This is a genomic window from Streptomyces sp. enrichment culture (assembly GCF_964272855.1).
Lineage (GTDB): Bacteria > Actinomycetota > Actinomycetes > Streptomycetales > Streptomycetaceae > Streptomyces.
Window position 1 is genome coordinate 5068557 of the sequence record NZ_OZ186847.1, and the last position, 25394, is coordinate 5093950.

Sequence of the window (25394 nt, forward strand, 5' to 3'; positions counted from 1 at the left end):
TGTGCTTTACAAGGCCCTGTGGAAAACAGGGGCGATGCTGTTGCCAAGACGACACAAATTCGCCGGATGCCCGTTCGGCATAAGGTGGAGGACATGACAGACCAGGCCAGCGCCGCGGAGCCGGAGACTTCCGGCATCCCGGACATCCCGGGCAAGCCCACCTCCGCTTCCCGGACCACACTCAGCCACATCATGACCCACAACGACACCAACCTGCTGGGTACGGTGCACGGCGGAGTGATCATGAAGCTGGTCGACGACGCCGCGGGCGCCGTCGCCGGCCGGCACAGCGGCGGTCCCGCCGTCACCGCGTCCATGGACGAGATGGCCTTCCTGGAGCCGGTCCGCGTGGGCGACCTCGTCCATGTCAAGGCACAGGTCAACTGGACCGGCCGCACCTCCATGGAGGTCGGCGTCCGCGTCCTCGCCGAACGCTGGAACGAGTCCACCCCGCCCACCCAGGTCGGCTCCGCCTACCTCGTCTTCGCCGCGGTCGACGCCGACGGCAAGCCCCGCCAGGTCCCGCCGGTCATCCCGGAGACGGAACGCGACCGGCGCCGCTACCAGGAGGCCCAGATCCGCCGCACCCACCGCCTGGCCCGCCGCCGGGCCATCATGGACCTCCGCGAGAAGCGCGCGGCCGAGGGCATCGAGGACTGACCGGCCGGGTCGATACGGACCGGCCGTGCGCGCTCGGTCACATGCGCTCGGTCACGTGCAGGCCACCTCGTCGCCCCGCACCACCGGCGACTCCCCGGCCGGGCGCGGTGTCTCGGCGCGAACCTGGGTGACGCCCTTGTAGTTCGTGCCGACGATCACCTTCAGGAGCGGGCCCTGCCCCTTCACCGGCCGCAGCTCGCTGCCGGGCAGCGCCGCCGCGAGGGACTTCGCGGAGCGGTCCCAGCGGGGGTCGTACGCCACCACCGTGCGCCGCACGGACCGCTCCGCCGCGTTCACCGGCCGGCCGGTGGTGCGGAAGCCGGTCGCCGCGAGGGCCGCGTCCGCGCGCCGGCCGAGCCCGGCCGTGTCCGTGCCGTTCTCCACCTGGACGTGGATCTGCTTCGGGGCCACCTCCACCACCCGCGCCGGCGTGCTCCTCGGGCGCGGGGCGGCCAGCGGCCGGTCGTCGCGCAGTGCCCGGAAGAGGCGCTCCGCCTTCACCGGGTCCCACTTCAGGGTCGAGCCGACGCCCTTCACGGCGTATCCCATCCGCCCGATCGGGACGGTCGTGAACTCGGACGACGACGGTGAGAAGTTCCGCATCGCCCGGCCCAGGTCCAGCAGCTGGCCCGTGCCGAAGCCCTTGTCCGCCCGCACCGAGCCGAGCACGGCCTGGGCCACGTCCCGGAACTTCATCGGGTTCAGCAGCACCCCGGAGGAGGTGGCGTGGTCGATCAGCGCGGCCAGGAACCGCTGCTGGCGCCGCATCCGGCCGAGGTCGGAGGCCCCGTCGACATGGCGGGCGCGGACGTACTGGAGGGCCTCGCCGCCGTGCAGGGTGTGGGTGCCGGCCGGCAGGTCCAGGCCGCTGTAACGGTCCTTCAGCGGCTGGGCCGTGCAGATCTTCACCCCGCCCAGGACGTCCACGGTCTTCATGAAGCTGGTGAAGTCGAGCTCCAGATAGTGGTCGATCTTCACCTTGGTCATGTGCTCGACCGTGCGCACGGTCAGCTGCGGTCCGCCCTCCGCGTACGCCGCGTTCAGCTTGACCGGATGACCGGCGTGCCGTTCGCCCGTGGTCGCGTCGGTGTGCGGCGGCAGCTCGGCGTACGAGTCCCGCGGCAGGCTCACCACACTCGCCCGCTCCCGGTCCTCCGAGATGTGCACGATCATGATCGTGTCGGTGCAGCGGCAGGGCGCCCCGCCCAGCCGGTACCGGCGCCGCTCGGCCTCGCTGATCTTCTCGCGTCCGTCGGTGCCGACCATCAGCACGTTCATCCCGTGGCCGGCCCGGGGCCGGTTCTTCATGTCGCGGAACGCGTCGACCCGGGCGATGTCCGTCTCCAGGCTGGTGAGCACCGCGTGCCCGATCCCCGCCGAGGCGAGCACCACCACCGACAGGGTGGTCACCGCCCGCACGGCCCAGCGCGGCCGTTTCCGCCGGACGGGCGGACGCGACGCGCGGCGGGACGGCTGCGGGCGGCGCTCGGGTCGGCCCGGGGACCGAGGCGGTGCGGACAAAGGGACACCTCCGGACGACGGCCGTACGCGGAACCGTGAGCACCGTAGGCCCATACGATCTGCGGTCCGGTGCACCGTCCACGGCGGGGCGCACCGGTGTCCCCCGTTCGCGGTAACGTGAGCCCCCTATGAACGCGAAGCCCGACGTGCAGCTCCCCGCCGTGTCTGTGATCATGCCCGTCCTCAACGAGGAGCGGCATCTGCGCGGCGCCGTCCACGCGATCCTCGCCCAGGAGTACGCCGGCGAGATGGAGGTCGTGATCGCCCTCGGTCCGTCGACGGACCGCACGGACGAGATAGCCGCCGAGCTGGTCCGCGAGGACCCGCGGGTGCACACCGTGCCGAACCCGACCGGCCGCACCCCCGCCGCCCTCAATGCGGCGATCAAGGCCTCCCGGCACCCGATCGTGGTCCGCGTCGACGGCCACGGCATGCTCTCGCCCGACTACATCGCCACCGCGGTCCGGCTCCTGGAGGAGACCGGCGCGCAGAACGTCGGCGGCATCATGCACGCCGAGGGCGAGAACGACTGGGAGCACGCGGTCGCCGCCGCGATGACCTCGAGGATCGGCGTGGGCAACGCCGCCTTCCACACCGGTGGCGAGGCGCAGGCGGCCGAGACCGTCTACCTCGGTGTCTTCCGGCGCGAGGCACTGGAACAGCAGGGCGGCTACAACGAGGAGTTCATCCGCGCCCAGGACTGGGAGCTCAACTTCCGGATCCGGGAGGCGGGCGGGCTCATCTGGTTCTCGCCCGAGCTGAAGGTGTCGTACCGCCCGAGGCCGTCGGTGAAGGCCCTCGCCAAGCAGTACAAGGACTACGGCCGCTGGCGGCACGTCGTCGCCCGCTACCACGCCGGGTCGATCAACCTGCGCTACCTCGCCCCCCCGACCGCCGTCTGCGCGATCGCGGCCGGCATCGTCGTCGGCGCGGCGCTCACCCCGTGGGGCTTCGTGATCCCCGGCGGCTACCTCGCGGCGATCGTCGCCGGGTCGGTGCCCGCGGGCAAGGGGCTGCCGCTCAAGGCCCGCCTGCAGATCCCCGTCGCCCTCGCCACCATGCACATGTCCTGGGGCTTCGGCTACCTGACCAGCCCGAAGTCGCTGGCCAGGAAGGTCATCGCGTCGCGGCGGCCCGCCGTGCCGGGCTCCGGCAACCCGGACGTGACGGTCGGCTGAGCACCGCCGAGGTGACCCGGACTACTCCTTCTCCTTCTCCCAGGTGTAGTTCGGGTTCACTTCCATGCACTTGGAGTCGTCCGAGGCGTTGAGGGCGTTCGCCGACTCCGGCGTCTTGTCCTCCTCCTTCTTCGGCGCCTCGTACTTCGTCCCCTCGCGCCAGTCCGCGCCCACGATCAGGGTGACCCCCGACACGTCGGTGGACTTCTTCACCGCGCTCAGCGGTATGCCCAGGGCCTTGGCGACCCGCTGGGCGTCGCCCTCGAGGTCGGCGCTCGGGAAGCGGACCACCGTCGTCGGCTGCGCGACCGAGGACGAGCTGTCCGCCACGGCCTGGGTGAAGCCCTCACCGGCGAGCAGCTGCGTCACCGCCCCGGCCCGGCCGCCGACCGGCGCCAGCGTGTCCGTCCCGGTGCCGTTGCGCACCTGCACGGCGATCTCCTCGTCGGCGGCCGCCGGGTCGGAGGACTCCTTCTCCTCCTTCTTGGGCTTCTTCTTGTCCTTGCCGTCCAGCGCGACGTCCTCGCGCACCATCCGGAACACCGTCTCGGCGTCGTCGGTGGGCTCCACCCGGTTGCCGACGAGCCGGTTCGGCATGGTCGTCATGGTGATGCGGTCGGTCGGCACCTTCTTCAGCTCGTTGGCCAGGTCGTACATCTTCGCGATGGTGCCCAGGCCCTCGTCGACGACGATCGCCTCGGTCGCCGCCTCGGCGAGCTTGCGGAGCTTGTTGGGATTGCTGAGGGTGGCGTTGGCGCGCAGTTCGCGGACCATCGAGTTCATGTACATGTGCTGCGCCTCGGCGCGGTACAGGTCGCTGTTGTCGCCGAAGCCGTAGCGGGTCCGCAGCCACTGGAGGGCCTGCTTGCCCTTGATCTTGGTGGTGCCCTCCTCCAGCCGGAGGCCGGAGCCGCGGCCCTGGCTGTCGCGGGAGTAGACGTTGGCGTCCACACAGACCGGGACGCCGCCGATGGCGTCCGCCATCGACACCACTCCGGAGAAGTCGATCATCATGAAGTGGTCGATGTGGATGCCGGTCAGCTCCTGCCAGGTCGCCACCGAGCAGCCGGGCCCGCCATGGCCCAGGCTCTCGTTGGTCGCCGTCGGCCGGGTGCTCGCGGGATACACCTTCCCGTCGTCCGGGTCGGTGCACTTGGGGATCTGCACCAGGGTGTCGCGCGGCATGCTGATCACCGACATGTTGCTGCGATCCGCCGACAGGTGCAGCAGCATCTGGACGTCGGCGAGCGGGGTGCCGCCGAAGGTCTCCCGGGCGCCGCCGAGCTTCTGGTTCTCCTTGCTGTCCCGGGCGTCGGAGCCGATCAGCAGGATGTTCAGCGGGGTCTGCCCCGCCGCGTTCGGCGTCGGGGCGGCGACCTTGTTGTCGCCGAGGTTGAGCTTGTCCTTCTTTATGTTGCCGTTCAGGTGCTGGTAGTAGAGGTAGCCCGCTCCCGCGGTGCCGGCTATGACCACCGCCAGCATCGTCGCCGACCAGCGCAGCACCCGCCGTCCCCGGGAGCGCTCGGCGCCGCGACGGCCCCCGCGCCGCCGGCCACCGCCGCCACCGCCGTGTCTGCCGCGGTCTTCCGCCGGTTCGCCCCCCGGTTCCCCGCTCCGCGGGTCCTCGTCCCGCGCGGCGAGGGACATCGTGTCCTCCACCGCGGGACCGTCCTCCCGCACACTGCTCTGCGCCACAACCCCTGCCCTCCCCGCCCTGCGCCTGACACGGGTCCGCCCCGCGTCAAGTCAGACGCACGACGGACCCGTGGGGTTACCCCCCAATTTCGCCGACCGATCGGCTAGCTGGCGCACTTGACCTTGTCTGCCGTGGACTTCTCCACATCCGGCGCCTTCGACGGAGCGGTCAGGGACACCCCCGCGCCCTTGAAGTCCTTGCCCAGGGTCAGCGTCATCGTGGGCAGCCCCTGGGAGTTGGTCACGCTCTCGCCCGGCTTCATCGCCGACCCGGACAGGCCCATGATGGCGGCCAGCCGGCGGGCCTGGTCGGCCTGCTCGGGCGCGTACTCGAGCGTGGTCTTGCTCAGCGCGGCGTCGGCGTTGCCCGCGTTCTCGGACTTGGTGACGCCCTCGTCGTTCTGCAGCCACTGGAGCGTCTCCTGCGCGCTGCCGGCGGGAGCGCCGCCGTTGAGGACCTGCACCCGGACCTCCGAGGGGTCCGCCTTCGTGCCCTTCAGCCGGGCCGCGACCGCCGCCTTCTCCTTGGCCTTCTTCTCCTTGACGGCGGTGAAGGAGACGTCGTTCGCGATCGCGTCGAAGACCTCCTGCGCCTGCGTCGGATGCGGCACGACGGTGGCCTTGACGGTCTCGGCCGGGTTGTCGATCACCGGCACCGTGGTGAACGTCAGGTTCTTGACGTTGAGCTTGCCCAGCTCGAGGCCGAGGTCCTTCAGCTTGCCGATGCTGTCCAGCTGGGAGTCGACGGTGAGCGCCTTGGTGCCCGTCTCCGCCAGCTTGATCATCTTGGACGGGTCGGTGAGCGTGTCGTTCGACTTCAGCTTGCGCATCAGCGCGCTCAGGAACTGCTGCTGGAGGTTGATCCGGCTCAGGTCGCCGCCGTTGCCCACCGAGTGCCGGGTGCGGACGAAGGCCAGCGCCTGCTCGCCCTCGATCTCGTGGGTGCCCGCGGGCAGGTTGAGCTTGGAGTCCTCGTCGTTGATGTCCTTGGCCAGGCACACCTCGACGCCGCCGACCGCCGTGGTCAGCGTCTTGACCGCGTTGAAGTCGGCGACCATGAAGTTGTCCGGCGTGATCCCGGTCAGCTCGGTCACCGTGCGCATGGTGCAGCTGGGCGTACGGCCGCTCTGGCCGAGGCTGGTGTTGAAGCGGGCGCCCGGCGAGCCGGGGATCACCTTCTGGCTGCCGTCCTCCTGCGTGGTCGGGCAGTCCGGGACGTCCACGATCAGGTCGCGCGGGATGCTCAGTGCCGTCGCGTTCGAGCGGTCCTTGGAGACGTGCAGCAGGATCGTTGTGTCGGCGTGTCCGGGGCTGCCGCTGTCGCCGTAGGACTCGTTGCCCGCGCCCGTGCGCTTGTCCGTGCCGATCAGCAGGATGTTGATGGCCTCGTCCTTGCGGAAGCCACCGGTGCTCGCCCCGTCGTCGGCGACGGACGTGATGTTGTCGTTGAGGTGCTGGATGTAGAGGTACCCGGCCCCCGCCCCGGCCACCAGCAGGAACGCCACGGTGCCGCTCGTCCACAGCAGTATCTTCTTGGCGCGCGGCTTCTTCTTCACCGGGCGTCTGCCGCGCCGCCCCGGCGCGGGCTCGGGTGCGGCACCCCGGCCGCGGCGCGGCCCGGGAACCTCACGGCTGCCCCGGCCCTCACGGCCGCTCGGGCCTTCCCGGCCGCCCCGGCCCTCACGGCTGTCCCGGCCTTCGCGGGGCTCCCGCGCACCGCTCCGCTCGCCCTGGGAGGGGCGGGGCTCACGGCGTTCCCGGCCCTGCGGAGCGCCGCGGCCCCGGGAGGCGGCTCTGCGCGGACCCGGGACGGCCGACTGCGGTGCGGAAGGGCTCAGTCGCAGTTCGTATTCGCCGGTGTTCGGATTGAGTACCCACTGGTCTGCGGGGTCGATGTGCTCCGCCCGCCCACGGCCTTGCGCGTCCACGGTTGCCTGAATCCTCCGTCGGGGCCACGCGGCGCCTTCCCCCTCCGAGGCGCTCGGGTCTCGTACATACAGTGCGCGACCCCTTGACGGACTTGTGGCCGGGGAGCCGGGTGCACCGGATCGCTCACACTATCCGCCCAGTTCAGCGTCAAGCGACGGCGGTGACAAATTCCACGTCCCTACAACTGGGCAATCCGGCGCATTTCCTTGAACGGGAGTTCGTCGTTTTGGTGCGCGCTTTACCGGCGGTGGTCCCGCGGTGGCTCGATGGCGTCATCGGCAGCCGTCGTCCGCGGCGGTGTTCCCGCGGAAGGTGGGGGCCGGGGAGGCGTCCGATCCGGGCTCCCCGGAGTCCTCGGCGCGGCCCGAGTCCGGGGTCACCGCCACCGGGCGGTCCGCGCGCAGCTGCTCGAAGAGGCGCTCCGCCTCCGGCTCCACGAGCTGGTCGCGATTGGCGTTGTAGACGTACGACTCCCTCGGAACCGTCAGGAACTGCACCTGTTCGGTGGGGATGTCGCGGAGCCCGCGGACGAGTTCGTACAAACCACGCAAACTGGCCAGCCCCGGATCGGTGGTGAGGGCGGAGGTCGCCGCGTCCAGCACGGGGTACAGCTTCACCGGGTTCAGCAGGACGTCGTTGCCGCGCACCTTGTTGACGAGGGCCGCGAGGAAGCGCTGCTGGCGCTCCATGCGGTCGGTGTCGCTGCCATTGCCGAGCGACTTGCGGGCGCGGACGTAACCGAGGGCCTGTTCCCCGTCGAGTGTCACCGTGCCGGCGGGAAGGTGAAGTTTGGCTGCCTTGTCATGAATTGGTTTCTTGAGGCAGATACGCACCCCGTCGACGGCATCGACCATTTTCTTGAAGCCGGTGAAGTCGACGACGATGTGATGGTCGACGCGAATGCCCGTCAACTGCTCCAGGGTGCGGACCGAGCAGGCGGAGCCGCCCGATTCGAAGGCGTAGTTGAACATCGCGAACACCGGCTCGGTACGGCTGCCGTCCGGGCGGCGGCAGTCCGGTACGTCCACCATCAGGTCGCGGGGTATGGACACCGCGGTCGCGCTGCGGCGGCCCGCGGCGAGGTGCAGCAGTATGGCGGTGTCCGAGCGCTCGGTCCCCGAGTCCCGCCCGTAGCGCCCGTTGTCGTCGCCGGAGCGCGAGTCCGAGCCGATGACCAGGATGTTCCGCGCGTCCCGCACCAGGGCGGTGGGGCGCTCCCGCTCGTAGCGCGCCAGCTCGGCGGCGGCGGCCTCGTCGGGGGTGATGTTCCCGTCGAGCTTCGCGTAGATCACGGAAGCGGTCCCGACGGCCACCGCCACGAAAGCGGTGACGCCCAAGGTGCCGCGCCGTATCCAGCGCCGCCGCCGGCGGCGTATCAGTCCGACGCCGGAGGCAGACACCCCGAGCCCCGGCCCGAGGGCCCGGCTCGTGCGCCCGGAAGGCGTGCCTGCGGTGCCGATCACGACTGACTCCACCCCTCATGGCGTACGAGCGTGTCGTCCTGCTTGCTCCTACGACCATGGCGTGGATGGGGTGGGGGTGCGGGGTGGGGTGGGCCGAACGGGTGAGGGAGCTGTTCAGCGGTTCAGAGGTTCAGCGGTTCGCCGCAGCCCCGGCCGCTCGGCCCCGCGTGCCTACCGGGAGACCGCCGTCACCCGCTCGCTCTCGATCCGCTTGGCCAGCGCCTCCCCGTCCAGCCGCTCCAGATTCCGGCACAGCACCACGGACCCGCCGGAAGCCAGCGGCCCGTACAGCCCGGCGCTCAGCCCCTCCCAGGTGTCGTACGGCAACGCCGACAGAATCCGTGTGCCCGGACCGATGAGCCCCAGCGCCCCCGCGTCCGCCCGGGCCCGCTCCACGATCTCCGCCCCGGTGAACTCCGCCCCGGCGACGATCAGCGCCGGCGCCTCCGGATCCACCGGCGCGTACGGCGTGAACCGGTCCCCGTGACTCGGCACGTCGACGGCGTAGTCGGCGTACCCGGCCGGCGGACTCGGGACGAACCGCCGCCCGAGCGGCGCCAGCGACAGCGCGTACCGGTCCCCGTCGCAGGCCAGCCCCGCCTCGAACCGCCCGGGCCCGGCCACGACGTGGTCCGCCCGCGCCGGATCGCCCTCCACGTCCGCGATCACGCCCACCGACGAACACGCCAGCAGCCACACCGCCGTCTGCCAGTGCGCGGGCAGCAGCAGCGCGACCCGGTCCCCGGGCTCGGCGGACAGCTCGTCCTGGAGGAGGTTCGCGGTCTTGGCCACCCAATTGGCGAAGGTGGCCACGGACAGTTCGACGCGCTCTCCGGTGGCGTCGTCGTAGAAGGTCACGAGGGGACGCGCGGGGTCCGCGGCGAGCGCGGAACGCAGCAGGTCGGCAGGGGTGCGATCGGTGGCAGTCACCCGCGCAAGCGTACGCGGGCGCGCCGCCGGGATCCGGGAGACGACACCACCGGTTCGGGCGAGCCGCACCCCGACGGTCCGTCAGTTCAGTTCAAGTCCCCGATGGACAGAATTGTCTGGCTATGTCCAGGATCGAGGGCATGCATGGATACCTTGCTTCCTCAATCGGCGTGACCTGTGCGGCCGCTCTCGCCCTCCCGCTTACCCTCCCCGCGGCACCGGCGGCCGCGGCACCGGGCATGGTCGGGGAGGCAGGGGCGCGGGAGGCCGCGGGCAGCACCCAGTCACTGCCCCTCGCCCCGCTCGCCACCGATCGCACCCCCGGCTCCGTCGACGAGCAGGGCCTGCCCCGTCGCGACGTACGGCGCTTCTCGCTGGTCGGCGTCGTCTGGGAGGACCCGGACACCGAACTCCACGGCCGTGTCCAGGTCCGCACCCGCGCGGCGGACTCCGGCGACTGGTCCGAATGGCAGGACCTGGAGAGCCACACCGGCGACCACGCGGCTGATCCCGGCACCTCCGAGCGCGCCTCGGACCGCGTCCGCGGCGCCACGGCACCGCTGTGGGTGGGGGACTCGGACGGCGTGGAGGTCAAGGTGCGGGCGGAAGCGGAGTCCGACGACGGACACGGCGACCGCGCCGCGCGGTCCTCGCTGCCCTCCGGTCTCCGCCTGGAACTCGTCGACCCCGGAGGCGGCGAGGATGCCTCCGCCGAGTACACCTCGGCCGAGTACACCTCCGCCGAGGACACCTCGGACGAGTACACCTCCGACCAGGACGCCCTCACCGCGTTCCCCGGCCTGGACGCGTGGGCCTTCGGGTCGCTCTCCGCCGCCGGGTTGGCGGACGGCCTGCGGGCGGAGCCGAAGACCGCCCCGCGCCCACGTATCGTCACTCGCCGCGGCTGGGGCGCGGACGAGGAACTGCGCGAGAAGGAGTTCGTCTACACCGAGGAGGTGAAAGTGGCCTTCGTGCACCACTCCGCCACCGGCAACAACTACAGATGCTCACAGGCGCCCTCCGTCATTCGCGGTATCTACCGCTACCACGTGAAGAGCATGGGCTGGCGGGACATCGGCTACAACTTCGTCGTCGACAAGTGCGGAAACATCTACGAGGGCCGGGCAGGGGGCGTGACCAAGCCCGTCATGGGCGCGCACACCCGCGGCTTCAACACCGACAGCATGGGGATCGCCGTGCTCGGCACCTTTGACACGGCCAAACCCTCGAAAGCCACGGTGAAGGCACTGGGCCGGCTGACGGCATGGAAGCTGGGCCTGCGCGGTGGCAATCCGCGCGGCAAGACATATCTGAAGTCCGGCGGTGGCAATCTCTACCGAAAAGGTAAGAAGGTACGACTGAATGTAATCTCCGGGCACCGGGACGGATTCGCCACACAGTGCCCGGGACGGCAGCTCTACGCAAAGCTCGGCTCGGTCCGCGGATACGCGGCGTACTACCAGGGTCGTGACTGAGACGGGCGAGCGGCAGGGGGGCGGGGGAATGAGAACGCGACGCGACGCCGCACGCCGTCGAAGCTGCCGGACGACGGTCTGCATACACTGACCGGCCGAAAGACAGTTCGGCCGGTCCCGGCAGGAAGCAGAGACGACAGGTGACAGAAGCGATCCTCCTGGTCGGCGGCAAGGGCACTCGGCTGCGCCCGCTCACGGTGCACACGCCCAAGCCCATGGTCAGGGCGGCGGGGGTGCCGTTCCTCACGCACCAGCTGGCGCGGGCGCGGGCGGCGGGGGTCGAGCACATCGTGCTCGCGACGTCCTATCTGGCGGAGGTCTTCGAACCGTACTTCGGTGACGGTTCGTCGCTCGGACTGCACATCGAGTACGTCACCGAGGAGGAACCCCTCGGCACGGGCGGCGCGATCCGCAACGTGGCGTCCCGGCTGCACTCGGGCCCGGACGACCCGATTCTCGTCTTCAACGGCGACATCCTCACCGGCCTGGACATCCGGGCCCTGGTCCGCACCCACGAGACGACCGGCGCGGACGTCTCCCTCCACCTGACCAAGGTGACGGACCCGAGGGCGTACGGCCTGGTCCCGACGGACGAGACGGGACGGGTGCAGGCGTTCCTGGAGAAGCCGCAGACGCCGGAGGAGATCGTCACCGACCAGATCAACGCGGGGGCGTACGTCTTCCGCCGCTCGGTGATCGACACGATCCCGGCGGGCAGGCCGGTGTCGGTGGAACGCGAGACCTTCCCCGACCTGCTCTCGGCGGGCGCCCACCTCCAGGGCATGGTCGACTCCACCTACTGGCTGGACCTGGGCACCCCGGCGGCGTTCGTACGCGGCTCGGCGGACCTGGTCCTCGGCCGCGCCCCGTCCCCGGCCGTGCCGGGCCGCTGCGGCGACCGGCTCGTCCTGCCCACGGCGACGGTCGCGCCGGACGCGAAGCTGGCGGGCGGCACGGTGGTCGGCGAGGGCGCGTTCGTGGCCGAGGGCGCGCGGGTGTTCGGCTCGACGATCCTCCCCGGCGCCGTCATCGAACCCGGCGCGGTCGTCACCGACTCCCTCATCGGCACCCGCGCCCGCGTCGGCGAACGCACCGTCCTCACCGGCACGGTCATCGGCGACGGCGCGGTCGTCGGCCCCGACAACGAACTCCGCGACGGCATGCGGGTGTGGTGCGACGCCCGCATCCCGGCGGGAGCGGTGCGCTTCTCGTCGGATCAGTAGGGGCGAGCGGGAGAGGGGGTGGGCGCGGCGGCACCCCGCCACACCGGGTCGCGCCCCCGCCCCCGCCCAGCGCCTACAGGCGTCCGATGTCCCACACCGGCATCTTCGGCACCCGCCGCGCCGGCACCTTCCCGCTCAGCAGAATCAACCGAGCCGCCCGGTGCCGCTGCCCCGCGTACGGCTCCAGCAACCGCAGCATCTCCGCGTCGTCGGCGTCCCGGTCCCCGGCCAGCGCCCAGCCCACGATGCCCGGCAGATGCACGTCCCCGACGGTCACCTCGTCCGCCGCCCCATGACTGCGCTGCACGACCTCCGCTGACGTCCAGGGCCCGATCCCCGGCACGACCTCCAGCCGCGCCCGCGCCGCGACCGGATCCATCCGCACGGCCTCCTCCAGCCGCGCGGCCACCCGCACGGCTCGCAGGACCGTCGACGCCCGCTTGTTGTCGACCCCGGCCCGATGCCATTCCCAGGAGGGGATCAGCGCCCACGTCCGGGGCTCCGGCATCACACACATGCCCCCGGGCACGGGCCCCGGCGCCGGCTCGCCGAACTTCCGTACCAGCAACCGCCACGCCCGATAGGCCTCGTCCGTCGTGACCTTCTGCTCCAGGATCGACGGGATCAACGACTCCAGCACCAGCCCGGTCCGCGTCAGCCGCAGCCCCGGCCGCCGGTGCCGCGTCATCGCCACCAGCCGGTGCCGGGGTGTGAAGGCCGACGGATCGTCCGCCGCCCCCAGCAGCTCCGGCAGCCGGTCGAGCAGCCACTCCGCCCCCGGCCCCCACGCCTCGCCGCGCACTTCGGTGCCGTGCGCGGTGACCCGCAGCGTTCCGGGCCCGGCGGGGGTCCGGCTGGTCCGCCAGACGGACCCGTCCGGCGTCGCCCGGAACGTCGGGTCGCCGGGGCCGCGCCGCAGCGGCCCCAGCACCAGCCCGAGATCCAGCGGCCCGTCCGGCGCGTACGTCCGCACCCGCCCCGGCCCGCTCGTCGGCCGCGGCACCCCGCCGGGCACGGCGACCTGCCCACCGCGCACGGTCGCACGGGTGGGCCGGGGAGCGAAACGTCCTGCCACGAGATGAGGTCCTAGGGATGGGGATCAGAAGGAACTCTACGAGCGTACGGTCACCGCACCTCGATGAACGCCCCCGCGTCCCGCTCGCCCCGCGGTCTCGGCGCCTCCGCCGGATGCCCGATCGCCACGGCGCCCATCGGATCCCAGTCCTCCGGCAGCCCCAGCACCTCCCGGACCACGTCCCGGCAGAACATCGTGGACGACACCCACGCGGACCCGAGCCGCTCCCCGGCCAGCGCGACGAGGAAGTTCTGCACCCCGGCGCCGGTGGCGACCACGAACATCTCCCGCTCGGCCCCGTCGCGCCGCGCGTCCCCGTAGGTGTGCGAGCCGTCCATGACGAGGCACGGCACGGCGAGGTACGGCGCGTCGCGCAACACGTCGCCGCGCCGCACCCGCTTGGCGATGGACTCCTCGCTCTTGCCGTCCCGGCGCAGGTCCGCGATCCATGCCTCGCGCATCGCGTCGAGCAGCCGGGTGCGGGACTCCTGCGACTCCAGCAGGACGAAACGCCAGGGTGTGGTGTGGTGCGGCGCGGGCGCGGTCACGGCGGCGGCCACCGCGCGGCGTACCGCGCCCGGGTCGACGGGCTGGTCCGTGAACGAGCGGACCGTGCGGCGCTGGGTGACCGCTTCCCGTACCGCCTCGGACGTGCCCAGCCGGAACATGTCGTCGCGCGCGTCGCGCACCAGCGCCCGGGCGCCGTCGCCGTCCTGCCCGGCCGCGACCACGTGCGGCAGCCCGCGCACCACGGCGACGGGCAGCCCGGCCGCCTTGCCCTTGACCAGGTCGCCGGCGGCGGCGAGTTCGTCGGCGGTGGCGACGACGGTGGCGCTGAGCGGATTGCCGTGGGCGTCCGTGCCACCGCGCAGATCGTCCAGGACGTGCACCCCGGCGGCGCCGATCGCGACGTCGGTGAGCCCCGACCGCCACGGCCGCCCGAAGGTGTCGGTGACGACGACTCCCACGTCGACGCCGAGTGTGTCGCGCAGCCCGTCGCGGATGGCCCGCGCGGAGGCGTCCGGGTCCTCGGGGAGCAGCAGTACCGTGCCGGCCGGCGTGTTGGAGGCGTCGACGCCGGCGGCCGCCATCACCAGGCCGTGCCGGTTCTCGACGATGCGCAGGGTGCCGCGCCGGGCCACCACGCGGACCGTCTCCGCGTCGATCGCGGCCTCGCGGTCCGCGGCCTCGACGATCCGGCCCTCCGCCTTGGAGACGATCTTCGAGGTGACCAGGACCACGTCCCCGTCGGCCAGTCCCGGTTCGGCGGCGGCGATCAGCTTGGCCAGGTCGTCCCCGGCGGCGATCTCGGGGATGCCGGGCACGGCCCAGACCCGGTAGCCGGGGGAAACCTCCGCGGCGCCGCCGTCCGCCGGGGTGCCGTACGCGCTGTGCTCGGTGCTCACGCCCCGCGCACCTCCTCCGCCAGTGAGAGCGCCTCGCGGGCCATCTGCGCGGTCGCGTCGAGGTCGGTCATCATCAGCGGCACCGCCTTGCAGCGGATGCCGGCCGCCTCCACCCGCGCGACGGACTCCGCGTCGACGGTGTCGACCAGCCAGCCGTCGAGCAGCCCGGAGCCGTAGTGCTCGGCCACCGCGGCGGCCGTGGCCTCGACACCGACCGCGGCCAGCACCTTGTCGGCCATGCCGCGCACCGGCGCGTCCCCGACGATGGGGGACAGGCCCACCACCGGCACCCCGGCCTCGGCGATGGCCTCACGGACGCCGGGCACGGCGAGGATGGTGCCGACGGACACCACAGGGTTGGAGGGCGGGAACAGGACGACGTCCGCCTCGGCGATCGCCTCCAGGACGCCGGGTGCCGGCTTCGCCTGCTCGGCGCCGACCGGCACGATCGCCTGGGCGGGGACGGAGGCCCGCAGCCGTACCCAGTACTCCTGGAAGTGCACCGCCCTGCGTTCGCCGTCCAGGTCGACCGCGACATGGGTCTCCACCCGGTCGTCGGTCATGGGGATGAGCCGTACGCCCGGCTTCCAGCGGTCGCACAGCGCCTCGGTCACCGCGCTGAGCGGATACCCGGCGCCGATCATCTGCGTCCGCACGATGTGCGTGGCGAAGTCCCGGTCGCCCAGCCCGAACCATTCGGGCCCCACGCCGTACGCCGCCAGCTCCTCCTTCAGATGGAAGGTCTCGTCGGCTCGCCCCCAGCCCTGCTCCTCGTTGATACCGCCGCCGAGCGTGTACATCACCGTGTCGAGGTCCGGGCAGACCTTCAGCCCGAAGAGGTGGATGTCGTCCCCGGTGTTACCGATGACGGTGATGTCCGCGTCCGGCACGGCCCGCTTGAGACCGCGCAGGAACCGGGCACCGCCGATACCGCCTGCCAGAACCACAATGCGCATGGGGTTCAGTCTTGCAGGCGGGTGCGACAACGCGTCAGACAGTCAGGGAACGCGGCCGTGCCGCCTCGCAGTGCGGGGCCGTGGGGGTCCCCCCGGTCGAACGAAGCTGAGACTGGGGGAGCATGGGCATCTCGGTCAGGCCCGGGAAGTAGACGTGCAGGCTCACGGCCGGTTCGAGGCTGTCGTTGACGACCTCGTGCACGTACTCCGGCGCGAACACCCGCTGGGCGCCCGCGGCCAGCGCGCGGGTACGGCGCCCGGAGTGCTCGGTGAGCGTGCCGTCCAGGACGGTCAGCACTCCGGAGGACTGGCCGTGATCGTGCCGCCCGCTGCCCTGACCGGGCACCCAGGACAGCAGCCAGACCTCGTAGCCGGGCCCGGTGCGCAACCGGTGGTACCAGCGGGAGACGGCGTCGTAGCGCACCAGGTGCTCCCACTGGGCGCGGTCGGCGGCGATGGAGCGGGCCAGGCCGACGAACTCCGCCACGGTGGCCGGGTGCTCGCGCGGGGTCTGGAGCAGGTGCGGTACTTCGAGGATGTCGCCGGCGATCTGCAGGTCGCTGTCGCTGTTCATGGGTGCGGTGGTTCCTTGGCGGAGGAGCGAACGGAGTGGTTGCCCCGCGCGAGGGCGGAGGGAGGGGGGAACAACGGCCGGGTCGGAAGGGACGCGGCCAGGGCCGGAGCGCGTAGGGCTCAACAGCAGGAACAGCAACAGCTACAGCGCGAGCGGGCAGCACCGAGGGACCCGGCGGTGCGGGTCGAGGTGAGTGCCAAGTTCGCAAGCATGCCCACTAGGACAGCGGCTCACACCTCCACTGTCAACTCGAAGCCCGGATCGTGGGATCTGTTTCACCTCTTCCGGTCGATCTGCCAGATGAAAGGTTTGTCCACCCGTCCACCGGGACACATGGCGTCCAACCGGGTGCGCAAGGCTCGTTGCGATCCTGTGATCCGACTGTGATCCGGTTCGCTTCGGCGTGCGTGTCGGAACGAGATCGAACTCCGGGGCGTCCTTCTCCGTACAGGTACGTGCGGGGCGGTGGACCCCCGTGGGCTCTGTCTGCGTGTCATCAAGGTTTATGGTGATTTGAACACTTTCCGCACGGCCTTGGTTCCGCAGAGTGAATAAGGGGCTCAATAGCAGATCTCGGCTTGACTCGCCCGGAGCAGCACACTTGTAATTTCACTCGTGTCGTTCAGCCGGGATCGGTAACGGCCACATCACGGGGACGCGAAAGGCAGACGAGGGGCGCACATGACCGAGCTGGTGCAGGAACTGCTGGTCGACGACGCGGACGAGGAACTCGGCTGGCAGGAGCGCGCGCTGTGCGCCCAGACCGACCCCGAGTCCTTCTTTCCCGAGAAGGGCGGCTCCACCCGCGAGGCCAAGAAGGTCTGTCTCGCCTGCGAGGTCCGCTCCGAATGCCTCGAGTACGCCCTCGCCAACGACGAGCGGTTCGGCATCTGGGGCGGCCTGTCCGAGCGTGAGCGCCGCCGGCTGAAGAAGGCGGCCGTCTGACCGGCCACCCGCACACCAGACGGACAGAAGGTGCGAACGGCCCGTCGCAGGTGGGTTGTCCACAGGCGGCGGGCCGCCGTCATGCCCAGCCGATAGTGTGGTCGCTCGTCCGAGACGCCCCGCTGCCCCCTCGGGGCACAGGCGTCCACCGCAGTCCACCGAACCGGGGCCCGTACCTCGATGTCCGTGCACAGCCACACGGCAGCAGGCCAAGACCTCTCTGCCACCGCAGCGTTTGATCCGGCCCGCCCGCCCGAGTATCCGCGTCACGTCGTGACAGCCGTCCTCGTCTCCCACGACGGCGCCCGCTGGCTGCCCGACGCGCTGGCCGGGCTGCTCGGCCAGGAGCGCCCCGTGCAGTCCGTCGTGGCCGCCGACACCGGCAGCGCCGACGACTCCGCCCAGCTGGTCACCGACGCCCTCGGTCCCGATCGCGTGCTGCACCTCGCCCGGCGCACCGGCTTCGGCCAGGCCGTCGACGAGGCCCACCGCACCGCCCCGCACCTCACCCCCGAGGAGCTGCCGTACCTGAAGCGGCCCAGCGGCTGGGACCCCGTCACCCGCCAGTGGCGCGACGACGCCTACGACCTGCCGGAACTGCCGCACGGCGAGCCCGTCCAGTGGCTCTGGCTGCTGCACGACGACTGCGCCCCCGAACCCGACGCCCTCGCCCAGCTGCTGCGCGTCGTGGAGAACGAACTGGAGCTGGGCCGCGACGACGTGGCCGTCGTCGGCCCCAAGCTGCGCGGCTGGTACGACAAACGGCAGCTCCTGGAGGTCGGCGTCTCCATCGCCAACTCCGGCCGCCGCTGGACCGGCCTGGACCGCCGGGAACAGGACCAGGGACAGCACGACCACGTCCGGCCCGTGCTCTCCGTCTCCACCGCCGGCATGCTGATCCGCCGCGACGTCTTCGAACAGCTCGGCGGCTTCGACCGGCGGCTGCCCCTCATGCGCGACGACGTCGACCTGTGCTGGCGCGCCCACGCGGCCGGCCACCGCGTCCTCGTCGCCCCCGACGCGGTCGTCCGGCACGCCGAGGCCGCATCCCGCGAGCGCCGCACCGTCGACTGCGCGGGCCGCACCAGCGCCTCCCCGCACAAGGTCGACAAGGCCGGCGCCGTCTACACCCTGCTCGTCAACACCCGTACGGCCACGCTGCCGTGGGTCCTGCTGCGGCTGGTGCTCGGCACCTTCCTCAGGACCCTCGCCTACCTCGTCGGCAAGGTCCCCGGACAGGCCGTCGACGAGATCCGGGGCCTGCTGAGCGTGCTGCTGCGGCCCGAGCGGATCGTCGCCGGACGCCGCCGGCGCGGCAAGCCGCAGATCGACAAGGGCGAACTGCGGGCGCTGTTCCCGCCGCCCGGCGCGACCGTGCGGGCCACCGTCGAACAGGTCGCGAGCAACGTCGTCGGCCGCTCCGACTCCGAGACCGCCGCCGGCGCGGGACGGCACGGCGGCGCGATCGAGTCCGGACCCGGCGGCGACGACGCCGACTTCATGGAGATCGAGCAGTTCGCCCGCCTCAAGCGCATCGCCCGCAACCCCGCGCCGATGCTCTTCCTGGTGCTGCTGCTCGTCTCCCTGGCCGCCTGCCGCGCACTGCTCGGCGGCGGCGCCCTCGCGGGCGGCGCGCTGCTGCCCGCCCCCGCCGACTCCGGCGAGCTGTGGTCGCGCTACCTCGACGCCTGGCACCCGGTCGGCACCGGCGGCGCCCCCGCCGCACCGCCCTACCTCGGGTTCGTCGCGCTGCTGGCCTCCGTGCTCTTCGGCTCCACCGGCCTCGCGGTCACCGTCCTGCTGGTCTGCTCGGTGCCGCTGGCCGGACTCACCGCGTACTTCGCCTCCCGGCCGCTCGTCGAGTCCCGCCTGCTGCGCGCCTGGGCCGCCGTCGTCTACGCCTTCCTGCCCGCCACCACCGGCGCCCTCGCCGGCGGCCGCCTCGGCACCGCCGTCCTCGCCGTGCTGCTGCCGCTGCTGGCCCGCGCGGGCATCGCCGCCGGCGGCCTCACCCACCGTGGCGGCGCCCGCGGCAGCTGGCGAGCCACCTGGGCGTACGCCCTGCTGCTGACGATCACCACCGCGTTCACCCCGATCGTGTGGCCGGTCGCGCTCGTCCTCGGCATCGGCGTGCTCGCCGTCCGCCGCACCGACATCACCGCCTACGGCCTGCGCTTCCTGGCCCAGCTCGGCACCCCCCTGCTGGTCCTCGCCCCCTGGTCGCTGTCGCTGCTGCCGTTCGGCTTCTTCCGGGAAGCCGGCCTGGAGTACGGCGCCTCCGCCGCCTCCGCGCTCGACCTGCTCGGTGCCAGCCCCGGCGGATCCGGCACGGTCGACGGGCTGATGCTGATCGGCATCGTGCTCGCCGCGCTGGCCGCCCTGCTGCGCTCCGAGCGCCGGGCCGGCATCTGGACGGCCTGGGCGGCCGCCCTGGTCGGCCTCGTCTTCGCGGCGCTGTCCAACGGCTCCGCCTGGGCCGGTCCCGCCACCCTCGTCTACGGCCTCGCCCTCCTTGCCGCCGCCGTCCTCGGCGCCGACGGGGCACGCGCGCGGGTGGCCGAGCAGAGCTTCGGCTGGCGTCAGCCCGTCGCCGCGCTGATCGCCTTCGCGTCCGCCGCCGGCCCGCTGCTGGTCGCCGCCGGCTGGATGATCCGCGGCGCCGACGGACCCCTGGAGCGGCGCGAGCCGGTGCAGGTGCCCGCGTTCGTCGCCGAGGACAGCGGCACCCGCGACCAGGCCCGCACCCTCGTCCTCGAGAGCGACTCCACCGCCCACGTCCGCTACACCCTGGTCCGCGGCTCCGGCGCCCGCCTCGGCGACGCCGAACTCGCCGCCGCGCAGGGCGAGAACGACCGGCTCGGCCAGGTCGTCGCCAACCTCGTCGCCGGCTCCGGCGCCGACCAGGGCGACCAGCTCGGTGCCTTCGCCGTGCGGTACGTGCTGGTCCACAAGGGCGCACCGCGCGAGGTCAGCCGCGTCCTGGACACCACGCCGGGCCTGATGCGGCTCAGCCAGGACGACGGCACCGCGCTGTGGCGGGTGATCCGTGATGTCTCCCGCGCGGCGATCGTCCCGGCCTCCGGCTCCGGCGAGCCACGGCCCGTCGCCGCCGGACCCGTCGAGATCCACACGACGATCCCGGCGGGCGCCGACGGCCGCGTGCTGCGCCTCGCCGACTCCGCCGCCGAGGGCTGGACCGCCACCCTCGACGGCAAGCCGCTCACCGCCACCACGGTCGACGGCTGGGCCCAGGGCTTCGAACTCCCCGCCTCCGGCGGCCGCCTGGACGTCACCTACGACGACCCGTTCGCCCACACCGCGTGGCTGTGGGCCCAGGGCGCGCTCGCCGTCGTCCTGGTCGTCCTCGCCCTCCCCGGCCGCCGCCGCGACATCGACGACGATCTCCCCGAGGAGACCCCGGTCCCCGCCCAGGCCGCCGCCGGCGAGGGCCGCCGCGCCCGCCGGTTGCGCGCCCAGGCCGAGGCCGAGGGCACCGCCCCCGACGGGTCCCCGTCCCCTGCGCAGGAGGAGGCGCCGGTACCGGTGCCGCAGCAGCCGTCCTACGGAGTGGTGATGCCCCCGGCCGAGGACGTCCGAGCCTGGGGGACGGACACCGCGACCCCGGCGCAGCCGCACACCGAGTACGAGCAGTACCAGGGATACGGCCAGACGTACCCGGCGGACGCCTACCAGGGCGGCCAGTACGACCCGTACGCGTACGGCGGTCCGGCCCAGCCCGGGGCCTACGAGCAGCAGACGTACGAGCAGGCGGCGTACGACCAGACGGCCTACCAGGCGGGCTACGAGGCGCCGTACGACCCGGCGCGGCAGCCGCACGGCAGTGAGCGTTCCGACGGGAGCCAGCAGTGAACCGCACCACCCTGTCCCTGTTCGCCGGCACGGCCGCGCTCGCCGCCGTCACCGCGGTCGCCACGCTCACCGCCCCCGACGCGACGGGCACGGACGCGGACACCGCCCGCGCGGCCGCGCAACTGCCCGTCGAGCGCACCAGTCTGGCGTGCCCGGCGCCCAGCTCCTCCGACCTCGCGGAGACGGCGTACACGTCCTTCACGCCCGTCACCAAGGGCGCGGGCGGCGACGGCAAGGCCGAACTCGGCTCCGCCACGCGGAAGTCGACGGACGACGGGGCGAAGCAGGAGGACGAGCCCGCCGAGCCCGCGCTCAAGCCCGCGAAGCCGGGGACGCCGGCCGCCGGCGACGCCTCCGGAGCTGACGCGCCCGCGCTGATCGGCACCGCCGAGGGGGCGTACGCGCCGGGCTGGACCGTCCAGCAGACCACCGAGGTCACCGCCGGCACCGGGCGAGGGCTGCAGGGCGTCGACTGCACCGCGCCGGACACCGAGTTCTGGTTCCCGGGGGCGAGCACGGGCGCGGGGCGCACGGACTACCTCCACCTCACCAACCCCGACGACTCGGCCGCCGTCGTGGACATCGAGCTGTACGGCAAGGACGGCGCGCTGGAGTCCCCGGCGGGCGAGGGCATGACGGTCCCGCCGCACTCCACCGAGCCGATCCTGCTGTCCACGCTGACCGAGGAGGAGCAGACCAACCTCACCGTGCACGTGATCGTGCGCGGCGGACGGGTCGGCGCGGCGGTCCAGGCCCTCGACGACAAGCTGGGCGGCGACTGGCTGACGGCGTCCGCGGACCCCACGGGCAGCCTGGTGCTGCCGGGCATCCCCAAGGACGCCACGGCCGTCCGGCTCGTCGCGTTCTCGCCCGGCGACACGGACGCCGACCTGAAGGTGCAGCTCGCCTCGCCGTCGGGTCTGATCACCCCCGCCGGCAGCGAGACGCTGCACGTCAAGGCGGGCATGACGGCCGCGATCGACCTAGGTGAGGTCACCCGCGGGGAAGCCGGCTCCCTGGTCCTGACGCCCACGGACCGGTCGGTTCCGGTGGCGGCCGCCGTGCGCGTGCTGCGCGGCAAGGGCGCCGGACAGGAGACGGCGTTCATCCCGGCGACCGAGGCGGTGGAGACCCGCGCCAGCGTGGCCGGCAACGGGGCGAAGGACACGACCCTGTCCCTGACCGCCCCCGGCGAGACGGCGAAGGTCAAGGTCACGGCGTCGGCGGGCAGCGAGGGCGGCACGCCGGTGTCCCGGACGTACACGATCAAGTCCGCCACGACGCAGGACGTCGAGGTGCCGGTCCCGAGCGGTCTGAAGGGCACCTACGCCCTGACCGTGGAGCCTGTCTCGGGCGGCCCGGTCCACGCCGCCCGCACCCTCACCGCGAACCAGGACGGCGTGCCGGCCTTCACGGTCCAGACGCTGCCGGACGACCGGGGGACGGTGGCGGTGCCGCGAGTTGAGGAGGACCTCTCGGTGCTCCAGGACTAGGGGGCGTCTCGCCGATCATGCCGGGCTCGCGGCGCCTGGCACCGCGCCTCGCCGCGTTGTCGTCGGTCCCCGATTCCCCCAAGCTCTCGGCTCCGCTCGAGCAGGGGGGACCCCCATCGCATCGGCTCCCTCCTCCGCCTTGCGATGCACGGCACCAGACGCCGCTCCCTGATCCGGCCTGATCGACGAGACACCCCCTAGCCACCCGGGCCGTGCCGGCTCAGTCCTCCCCGTACCGCGGGTCCACGGTCTCCGGTGTCAGCCCCAGCAGTTCGGCGACCTGCTCCACGACGACCTCGTGCACCAGCGCCGCCCGCTCGTCCCGGCCCTTCGTGCGGATCTCGACCGGCCGCCGGTAGACGACGACCCGCGCATGCCGTCCCTCGCGCGCCGGGATCGTCCCGCCGAGCGGCACCGCCTCGTCGTTCCAGCCCTGCTCCGGCCCGTCCAGCCGGGGCACCTCCAGGACCAGGAAGTCGATGTCGGCGAGCTGTGGCCACCGCCGCTCCAGCCGTTCCACGGAGTCCTGGACCAGGTCCGCGAACACGTCGGCGCGGCTCGCGGCGAGCGGGACCTGCGGCGGCGCGATCGGGCCGCGCATACCCCGGCCGTGACGATCACGGCGGCGGGGACCGGGGCCGGCGGCGCGGGGCGGTACTCGGTTGTCCATCACTGGTGAAGGGTAGTCCTCGCGCACGGCGCGTCGCCGGATGACCATTCCGGCCAAGGTTGAGCTCGATTACGTATCTCTCCGGGACCGGAGACCGCGAGGCAAATGACGGTGTTTGTACCGAGTGGTGACCGGAACCGGCTCGGTCCGAGCGCCCGAATATGCATGTATGTGCAGGTCAGTGGGGTATGCCAGAGGGGGTGTGTGGGACGTTTCACACCACGACACGGGGGAGTGACCTGGTGGAGAGTCGTCGCGGCCCGCTCAAGAGTGCGGTACCGTCCAACGTCGTGAGCCCTGTACGTCGCTGTTCGCGAACCGCCTGCGGTCGACCCGCCGTCGCGACGCTGACGTACGTCTACGCCGACTCGACCGCGGTCCTCGGCCCGCTCGCCACCTACGCCGAACCCCACTGCTACGACCTGTGCGCCGAGCACTCCGAGCGCCTCACCGCCCCGCGCGGCTGGGAGGTCGTCCGGCTGCTCGACGGTTCGGCCCCCGCCCGCCCGAGCGGCGACGACCTGGAAGCGCTTGCCAACGCGGTCCGCGAGGCGGCCCGCCCGCAGGAGCGCGCCGCCCAGGCCGGCGGCGGCGGTCGCGCGGTGGACCCGATGGAGGTCGCGCGCCGCGGTCACCTGCGCGTCCTGCGGTCGCCCGACAGCTGAGCGGGCGTCAACTCGCCGATGTCCGCGCCTTCCCGCTCGGCGCGGTGCCCTGATCGCCGTACCGCAGGCCCATCGGCTTCCCGAACCGGTCCGCGCGCGTGCCGGTGTGAAACTGACCCCCGCAGGGCACGAGTTGAGGCCCTGACCTGAGCCGACGGCGCGGCATCCAGTCGCCGGACCACACAGCGGAATGCGGGCGCGGGCGGGTAGTTTGTGGTGACCGACAGGACTTCCAGGAGGGTTGGCCGTGGCTGCTGATCTGTCACAGCTCGTGAAGGCGTACGACGTGCGCGGAGTCGTCCCCGACCAGTGGGACGAGTCCCTGGCCGAGCTCTTCGGTGCGGCCTTCGCACAGGTGACCGGCGCGGACGCGATCGTGATCGGCCACGACATGCGGCCGTCGTCGCCGGGCCTGTCCAGCGCCTTCGCGCGCGGGGCGGCGGCGCTCGGCGTCGACGTCACCGAGATCGGTCTGTGCTCCACCGACCAGCTGTACTACGCCTCGGGCGCGCTGGACCTGCCCGGCGCCATGTTCACCGCCTCGCACAACCCGGCCCAGTACAACGGCATCAAGATGTGCCGCGCGGGCGCCGCCCCCGTCGGCCAGGACACCGGCCTCGCCGAGATCCGCGAACTCGTCGAGCAGTGGAGCGAGTCGGGCGCCCCGCAGCCGGCGGCGACGCCGGGAACCATCACGCGGCGGGACACGTTGGAGGACTACGCGGCCCACCTCCGCTCCCTCGTCGACCTCACCTCCATCCGCCCCCTGAAGGTCGTCGTCGACGCGGGCAACGGCATGGGCGGCCACACCGTGCCGACGGTCTTCGAAGGCCTGCCGCTGGAGCTCGTCCCCATGTACTTCGAGCTGGACGGCACGTTCCCCAACCACGAGGCCAACCCGCTCGACCCGGCCAACATCGTCGACCTCCAGGAGCGGGTCCGCGCGGAGGGCGCCGACCTCGGCATCGCCTTCGACGGCGACGCCGACCGCTGCTTCGTCGTCGACGAGCACGGCGACCCCGTGCCGCCGTCCGCCATCACGGCCCTCGTCGCCGCCCGCGAGCTCGCCAAGCACGGCGGCAAGGGCACGATCATCCACAACCTGATCACCTCCTGGTCCGTCCCGGAGGTCGTGAAGGAGAACGGCGGCACGACGGTCCGCACCCGCGTCGGCCACTCCTTCATCAAGGCCGAGATGGCGAGGACCGGCGCGATCTTCGGCGGCGAGCACTCCGCGCACTACTACTTCCGCGACTTCTGGAACGCCGACACAGGCATGCTCGCCGCCCTGCACGTCCTGGCGGCCCTCGGCGGCCAGGAAGGCACCCTGTCCGCCCTCGTCGCCGAGTACGACCGCTACGCCGGCTCCGGCGAGATCAACTCCACGGTCGACGACCAGGCCGCCCGCCTCGCCGCGATCAGGGCGGCGTACGAGTCCCAGGAGGGCGTCACCCTCGACGAGCTGGACGGACTCACCGTCACCGCCGCCGACTGGTGGTTCAACGTCCGCCCCTCCAACACCGAGCCCCTCCTGCGCCTCAACGCCGAGGCCCGCGACGAGGCGACGATGGCCAAGGTCCGCGACGAGGTCCTCGAGATCATCCGCGGCTGACACCCCGGCAGGAGCGGCCGACGCGGGAGCGGGTACTCGGCCGAGCGGCCCAGG

19 protein-coding genes are annotated in these 25394 nt (G+C 72.4%); 9 read left to right on the forward strand and 10 right to left on the reverse strand.

Annotated elements, in window-relative coordinates; translation table 11 throughout:
- Nucleotides 1–93 precede the first annotated feature (93 nt).
- Nucleotides 94–660 (forward strand): acyl-CoA thioesterase, encoded by a 567-nt coding sequence (locus tag ACSU6L_RS22345; RefSeq protein ID WP_437059384.1) that lies wholly within the window; start codon nucleotides 94–96, stop codon nucleotides 658–660.
- Between the two features lie 51 nt (nucleotides 661–711).
- Here ACSU6L_RS22345 and ACSU6L_RS22350 read toward each other — a convergent pair whose 3' ends face one another.
- Nucleotides 712–2181 (reverse strand): LCP family protein, encoded by a 1470-nt coding sequence (locus tag ACSU6L_RS22350; RefSeq protein ID WP_437059386.1) that lies wholly within the window; start codon nucleotides 2179–2181, stop codon nucleotides 712–714.
- Between the two features lie 128 nt (nucleotides 2182–2309).
- Here ACSU6L_RS22350 and ACSU6L_RS22355 point away from each other — a divergent pair, with 128 nt between their 5' ends.
- Nucleotides 2310–3359 (forward strand): glycosyltransferase family 2 protein, encoded by a 1050-nt coding sequence (locus tag ACSU6L_RS22355; protein ID WP_437059388.1) that lies wholly within the window; start codon nucleotides 2310–2312, stop codon nucleotides 3357–3359.
- A 21-nt stretch (nucleotides 3360–3380) separates the two neighbouring features.
- On the opposite strand, the gene ACSU6L_RS22360 is transcribed toward ACSU6L_RS22355, so the two are convergent.
- The 4 genes from ACSU6L_RS22360 to ACSU6L_RS22375 all read right to left on the reverse strand — a co-directional run bounded on the left by ACSU6L_RS22360 (nucleotide 3381) and on the right by ACSU6L_RS22375 (nucleotide 9376).
- Complete coding sequence (locus ACSU6L_RS22360) at nucleotides 3381–5054, reverse strand: LCP family protein (RefSeq protein WP_437059390.1); 1674 nt, start codon at nucleotides 5052–5054, stop codon at nucleotides 3381–3383.
- 104 nt (nucleotides 5055–5158) lie between these two features.
- Entirely contained in the window at nucleotides 5159–6982 is a 1824-nt protein-coding gene (locus ACSU6L_RS22365; RefSeq protein ID WP_437059392.1) for an LCP family glycopolymer transferase, read from the reverse strand.
- Nucleotides 6983–7255: 273 nt separating this feature from the next.
- Nucleotides 7256–8446, reverse strand: coding sequence for an LCP family protein (locus tag ACSU6L_RS22370; protein WP_437059394.1), 1191 nt, complete (start codon nucleotides 8444–8446; stop codon nucleotides 7256–7258).
- Nucleotides 8447–8617: 171 nt separating this feature from the next.
- Complete coding sequence (locus tag ACSU6L_RS22375; RefSeq protein WP_437059396.1) at nucleotides 8618–9376, reverse strand: TIGR03089 family protein; 759 nt, start codon at nucleotides 9374–9376, stop codon at nucleotides 8618–8620.
- A gap of 140 nt (nucleotides 9377–9516) precedes the next feature.
- On the opposite strand from ACSU6L_RS22375, the gene ACSU6L_RS22380 reads away from it, so the two are divergent.
- Together ACSU6L_RS22380 and ACSU6L_RS22385 are read left to right on the forward strand one after the other, a co-directional pair.
- Nucleotides 9517–10851, forward strand: coding sequence for a peptidoglycan recognition protein family protein (locus ACSU6L_RS22380; protein ID WP_437059398.1), 1335 nt, complete (start codon nucleotides 9517–9519; stop codon nucleotides 10849–10851).
- A gap of 140 nt (nucleotides 10852–10991) precedes the next feature.
- Nucleotides 10992–12074, forward strand: coding sequence for a sugar phosphate nucleotidyltransferase (locus tag ACSU6L_RS22385; protein WP_437059400.1), 1083 nt, complete (start codon nucleotides 10992–10994; stop codon nucleotides 12072–12074).
- 73 nt (nucleotides 12075–12147) lie between these two features.
- On the opposite strand, the gene ACSU6L_RS22390 is transcribed toward ACSU6L_RS22385, so the two are convergent.
- The 4 genes from ACSU6L_RS22390 to ACSU6L_RS22405 are packed head-to-tail and all read right to left on the reverse strand — an operon-like array spanning nucleotide 12148 to nucleotide 16085.
- The gene (locus tag ACSU6L_RS22390; RefSeq protein WP_437059402.1) at nucleotides 12148–13149 is read right to left on the reverse strand and encodes a DNA-3-methyladenine glycosylase family protein; all 1002 of its coding nucleotides are present in this window, start codon (nucleotides 13147–13149) and stop codon (nucleotides 12148–12150) included.
- Between the two features lie 50 nt (nucleotides 13150–13199).
- The gene (locus ACSU6L_RS22395) at nucleotides 13200–14555 is read right to left on the reverse strand and encodes a coenzyme F420-0:L-glutamate ligase (RefSeq protein WP_437059404.1); all 1356 of its coding nucleotides are present in this window, start codon (nucleotides 14553–14555) and stop codon (nucleotides 13200–13202) included.
- Complete coding sequence (gene cofD, locus ACSU6L_RS22400; protein ID WP_437059406.1) at nucleotides 14552–15511, reverse strand: 2-phospho-L-lactate transferase; 960 nt, start codon at nucleotides 15509–15511, stop codon at nucleotides 14552–14554. The genes ACSU6L_RS22395 and cofD overlap by 4 nt, the downstream gene beginning before the upstream one ends.
- Nucleotides 15512–15545: 34 nt before the next feature.
- Nucleotides 15546–16085, reverse strand: a complete 540-nt coding sequence (locus tag ACSU6L_RS22405) for a cysteine dioxygenase (protein WP_437059408.1) — start codon at nucleotides 16083–16085, stop codon at nucleotides 15546–15548.
- A gap of 681 nt (nucleotides 16086–16766) precedes the next feature.
- On the opposite strand from ACSU6L_RS22405, the gene ACSU6L_RS22410 reads away from it, so the two are divergent.
- The 3 genes from ACSU6L_RS22410 (at nucleotide 16767) to ACSU6L_RS22420 (ending at nucleotide 22393) form a co-directional block, all read left to right on the forward strand.
- On the forward strand, nucleotides 16767–17030 hold the full coding sequence (locus ACSU6L_RS22410) for a WhiB family transcriptional regulator (RefSeq protein ID WP_164338682.1): 264 nt from the start codon (nucleotides 16767–16769) through the stop codon (nucleotides 17028–17030).
- 180 nt (nucleotides 17031–17210) lie between these two features.
- A complete protein-coding gene (locus ACSU6L_RS22415) occupies nucleotides 17211–20900 on the forward strand; it encodes a glycosyltransferase family 2 protein (RefSeq protein WP_437059410.1) in 3690 nt (1229 codons plus the stop codon).
- Nucleotides 20897–22393 (forward strand): DUF5719 family protein, encoded by a 1497-nt coding sequence (locus ACSU6L_RS22420; RefSeq protein ID WP_437059412.1) that lies wholly within the window; start codon nucleotides 20897–20899, stop codon nucleotides 22391–22393. Before ACSU6L_RS22415 ends, ACSU6L_RS22420 begins: the two co-directional genes overlap by 4 nt.
- A 220-nt stretch (nucleotides 22394–22613) precedes the next feature.
- On the opposite strand, the gene ACSU6L_RS22425 is transcribed toward ACSU6L_RS22420, so the two are convergent.
- Entirely contained in the window at nucleotides 22614–23063 is a 450-nt protein-coding gene (locus ACSU6L_RS22425; RefSeq protein ID WP_437065010.1) for a metallopeptidase family protein, read from the reverse strand.
- 242 nt (nucleotides 23064–23305) lie between these two features.
- Here ACSU6L_RS22425 and ACSU6L_RS22430 point away from each other — a divergent pair, with 242 nt between their 5' ends.
- Both ACSU6L_RS22430 and ACSU6L_RS22435 read left to right on the forward strand, forming a co-directional pair.
- Entirely contained in the window at nucleotides 23306–23728 is a 423-nt protein-coding gene (locus ACSU6L_RS22430) for a DUF3499 domain-containing protein (protein WP_437059414.1), read from the forward strand.
- A 247-nt stretch (nucleotides 23729–23975) separates the two neighbouring features.
- Nucleotides 23976–25340, forward strand: a complete 1365-nt coding sequence (locus tag ACSU6L_RS22435; protein WP_437059416.1) for a phosphomannomutase/phosphoglucomutase — start codon at nucleotides 23976–23978, stop codon at nucleotides 25338–25340.
- The last annotated feature ends 54 nt before the right edge of the window (nucleotides 25341–25394 follow it).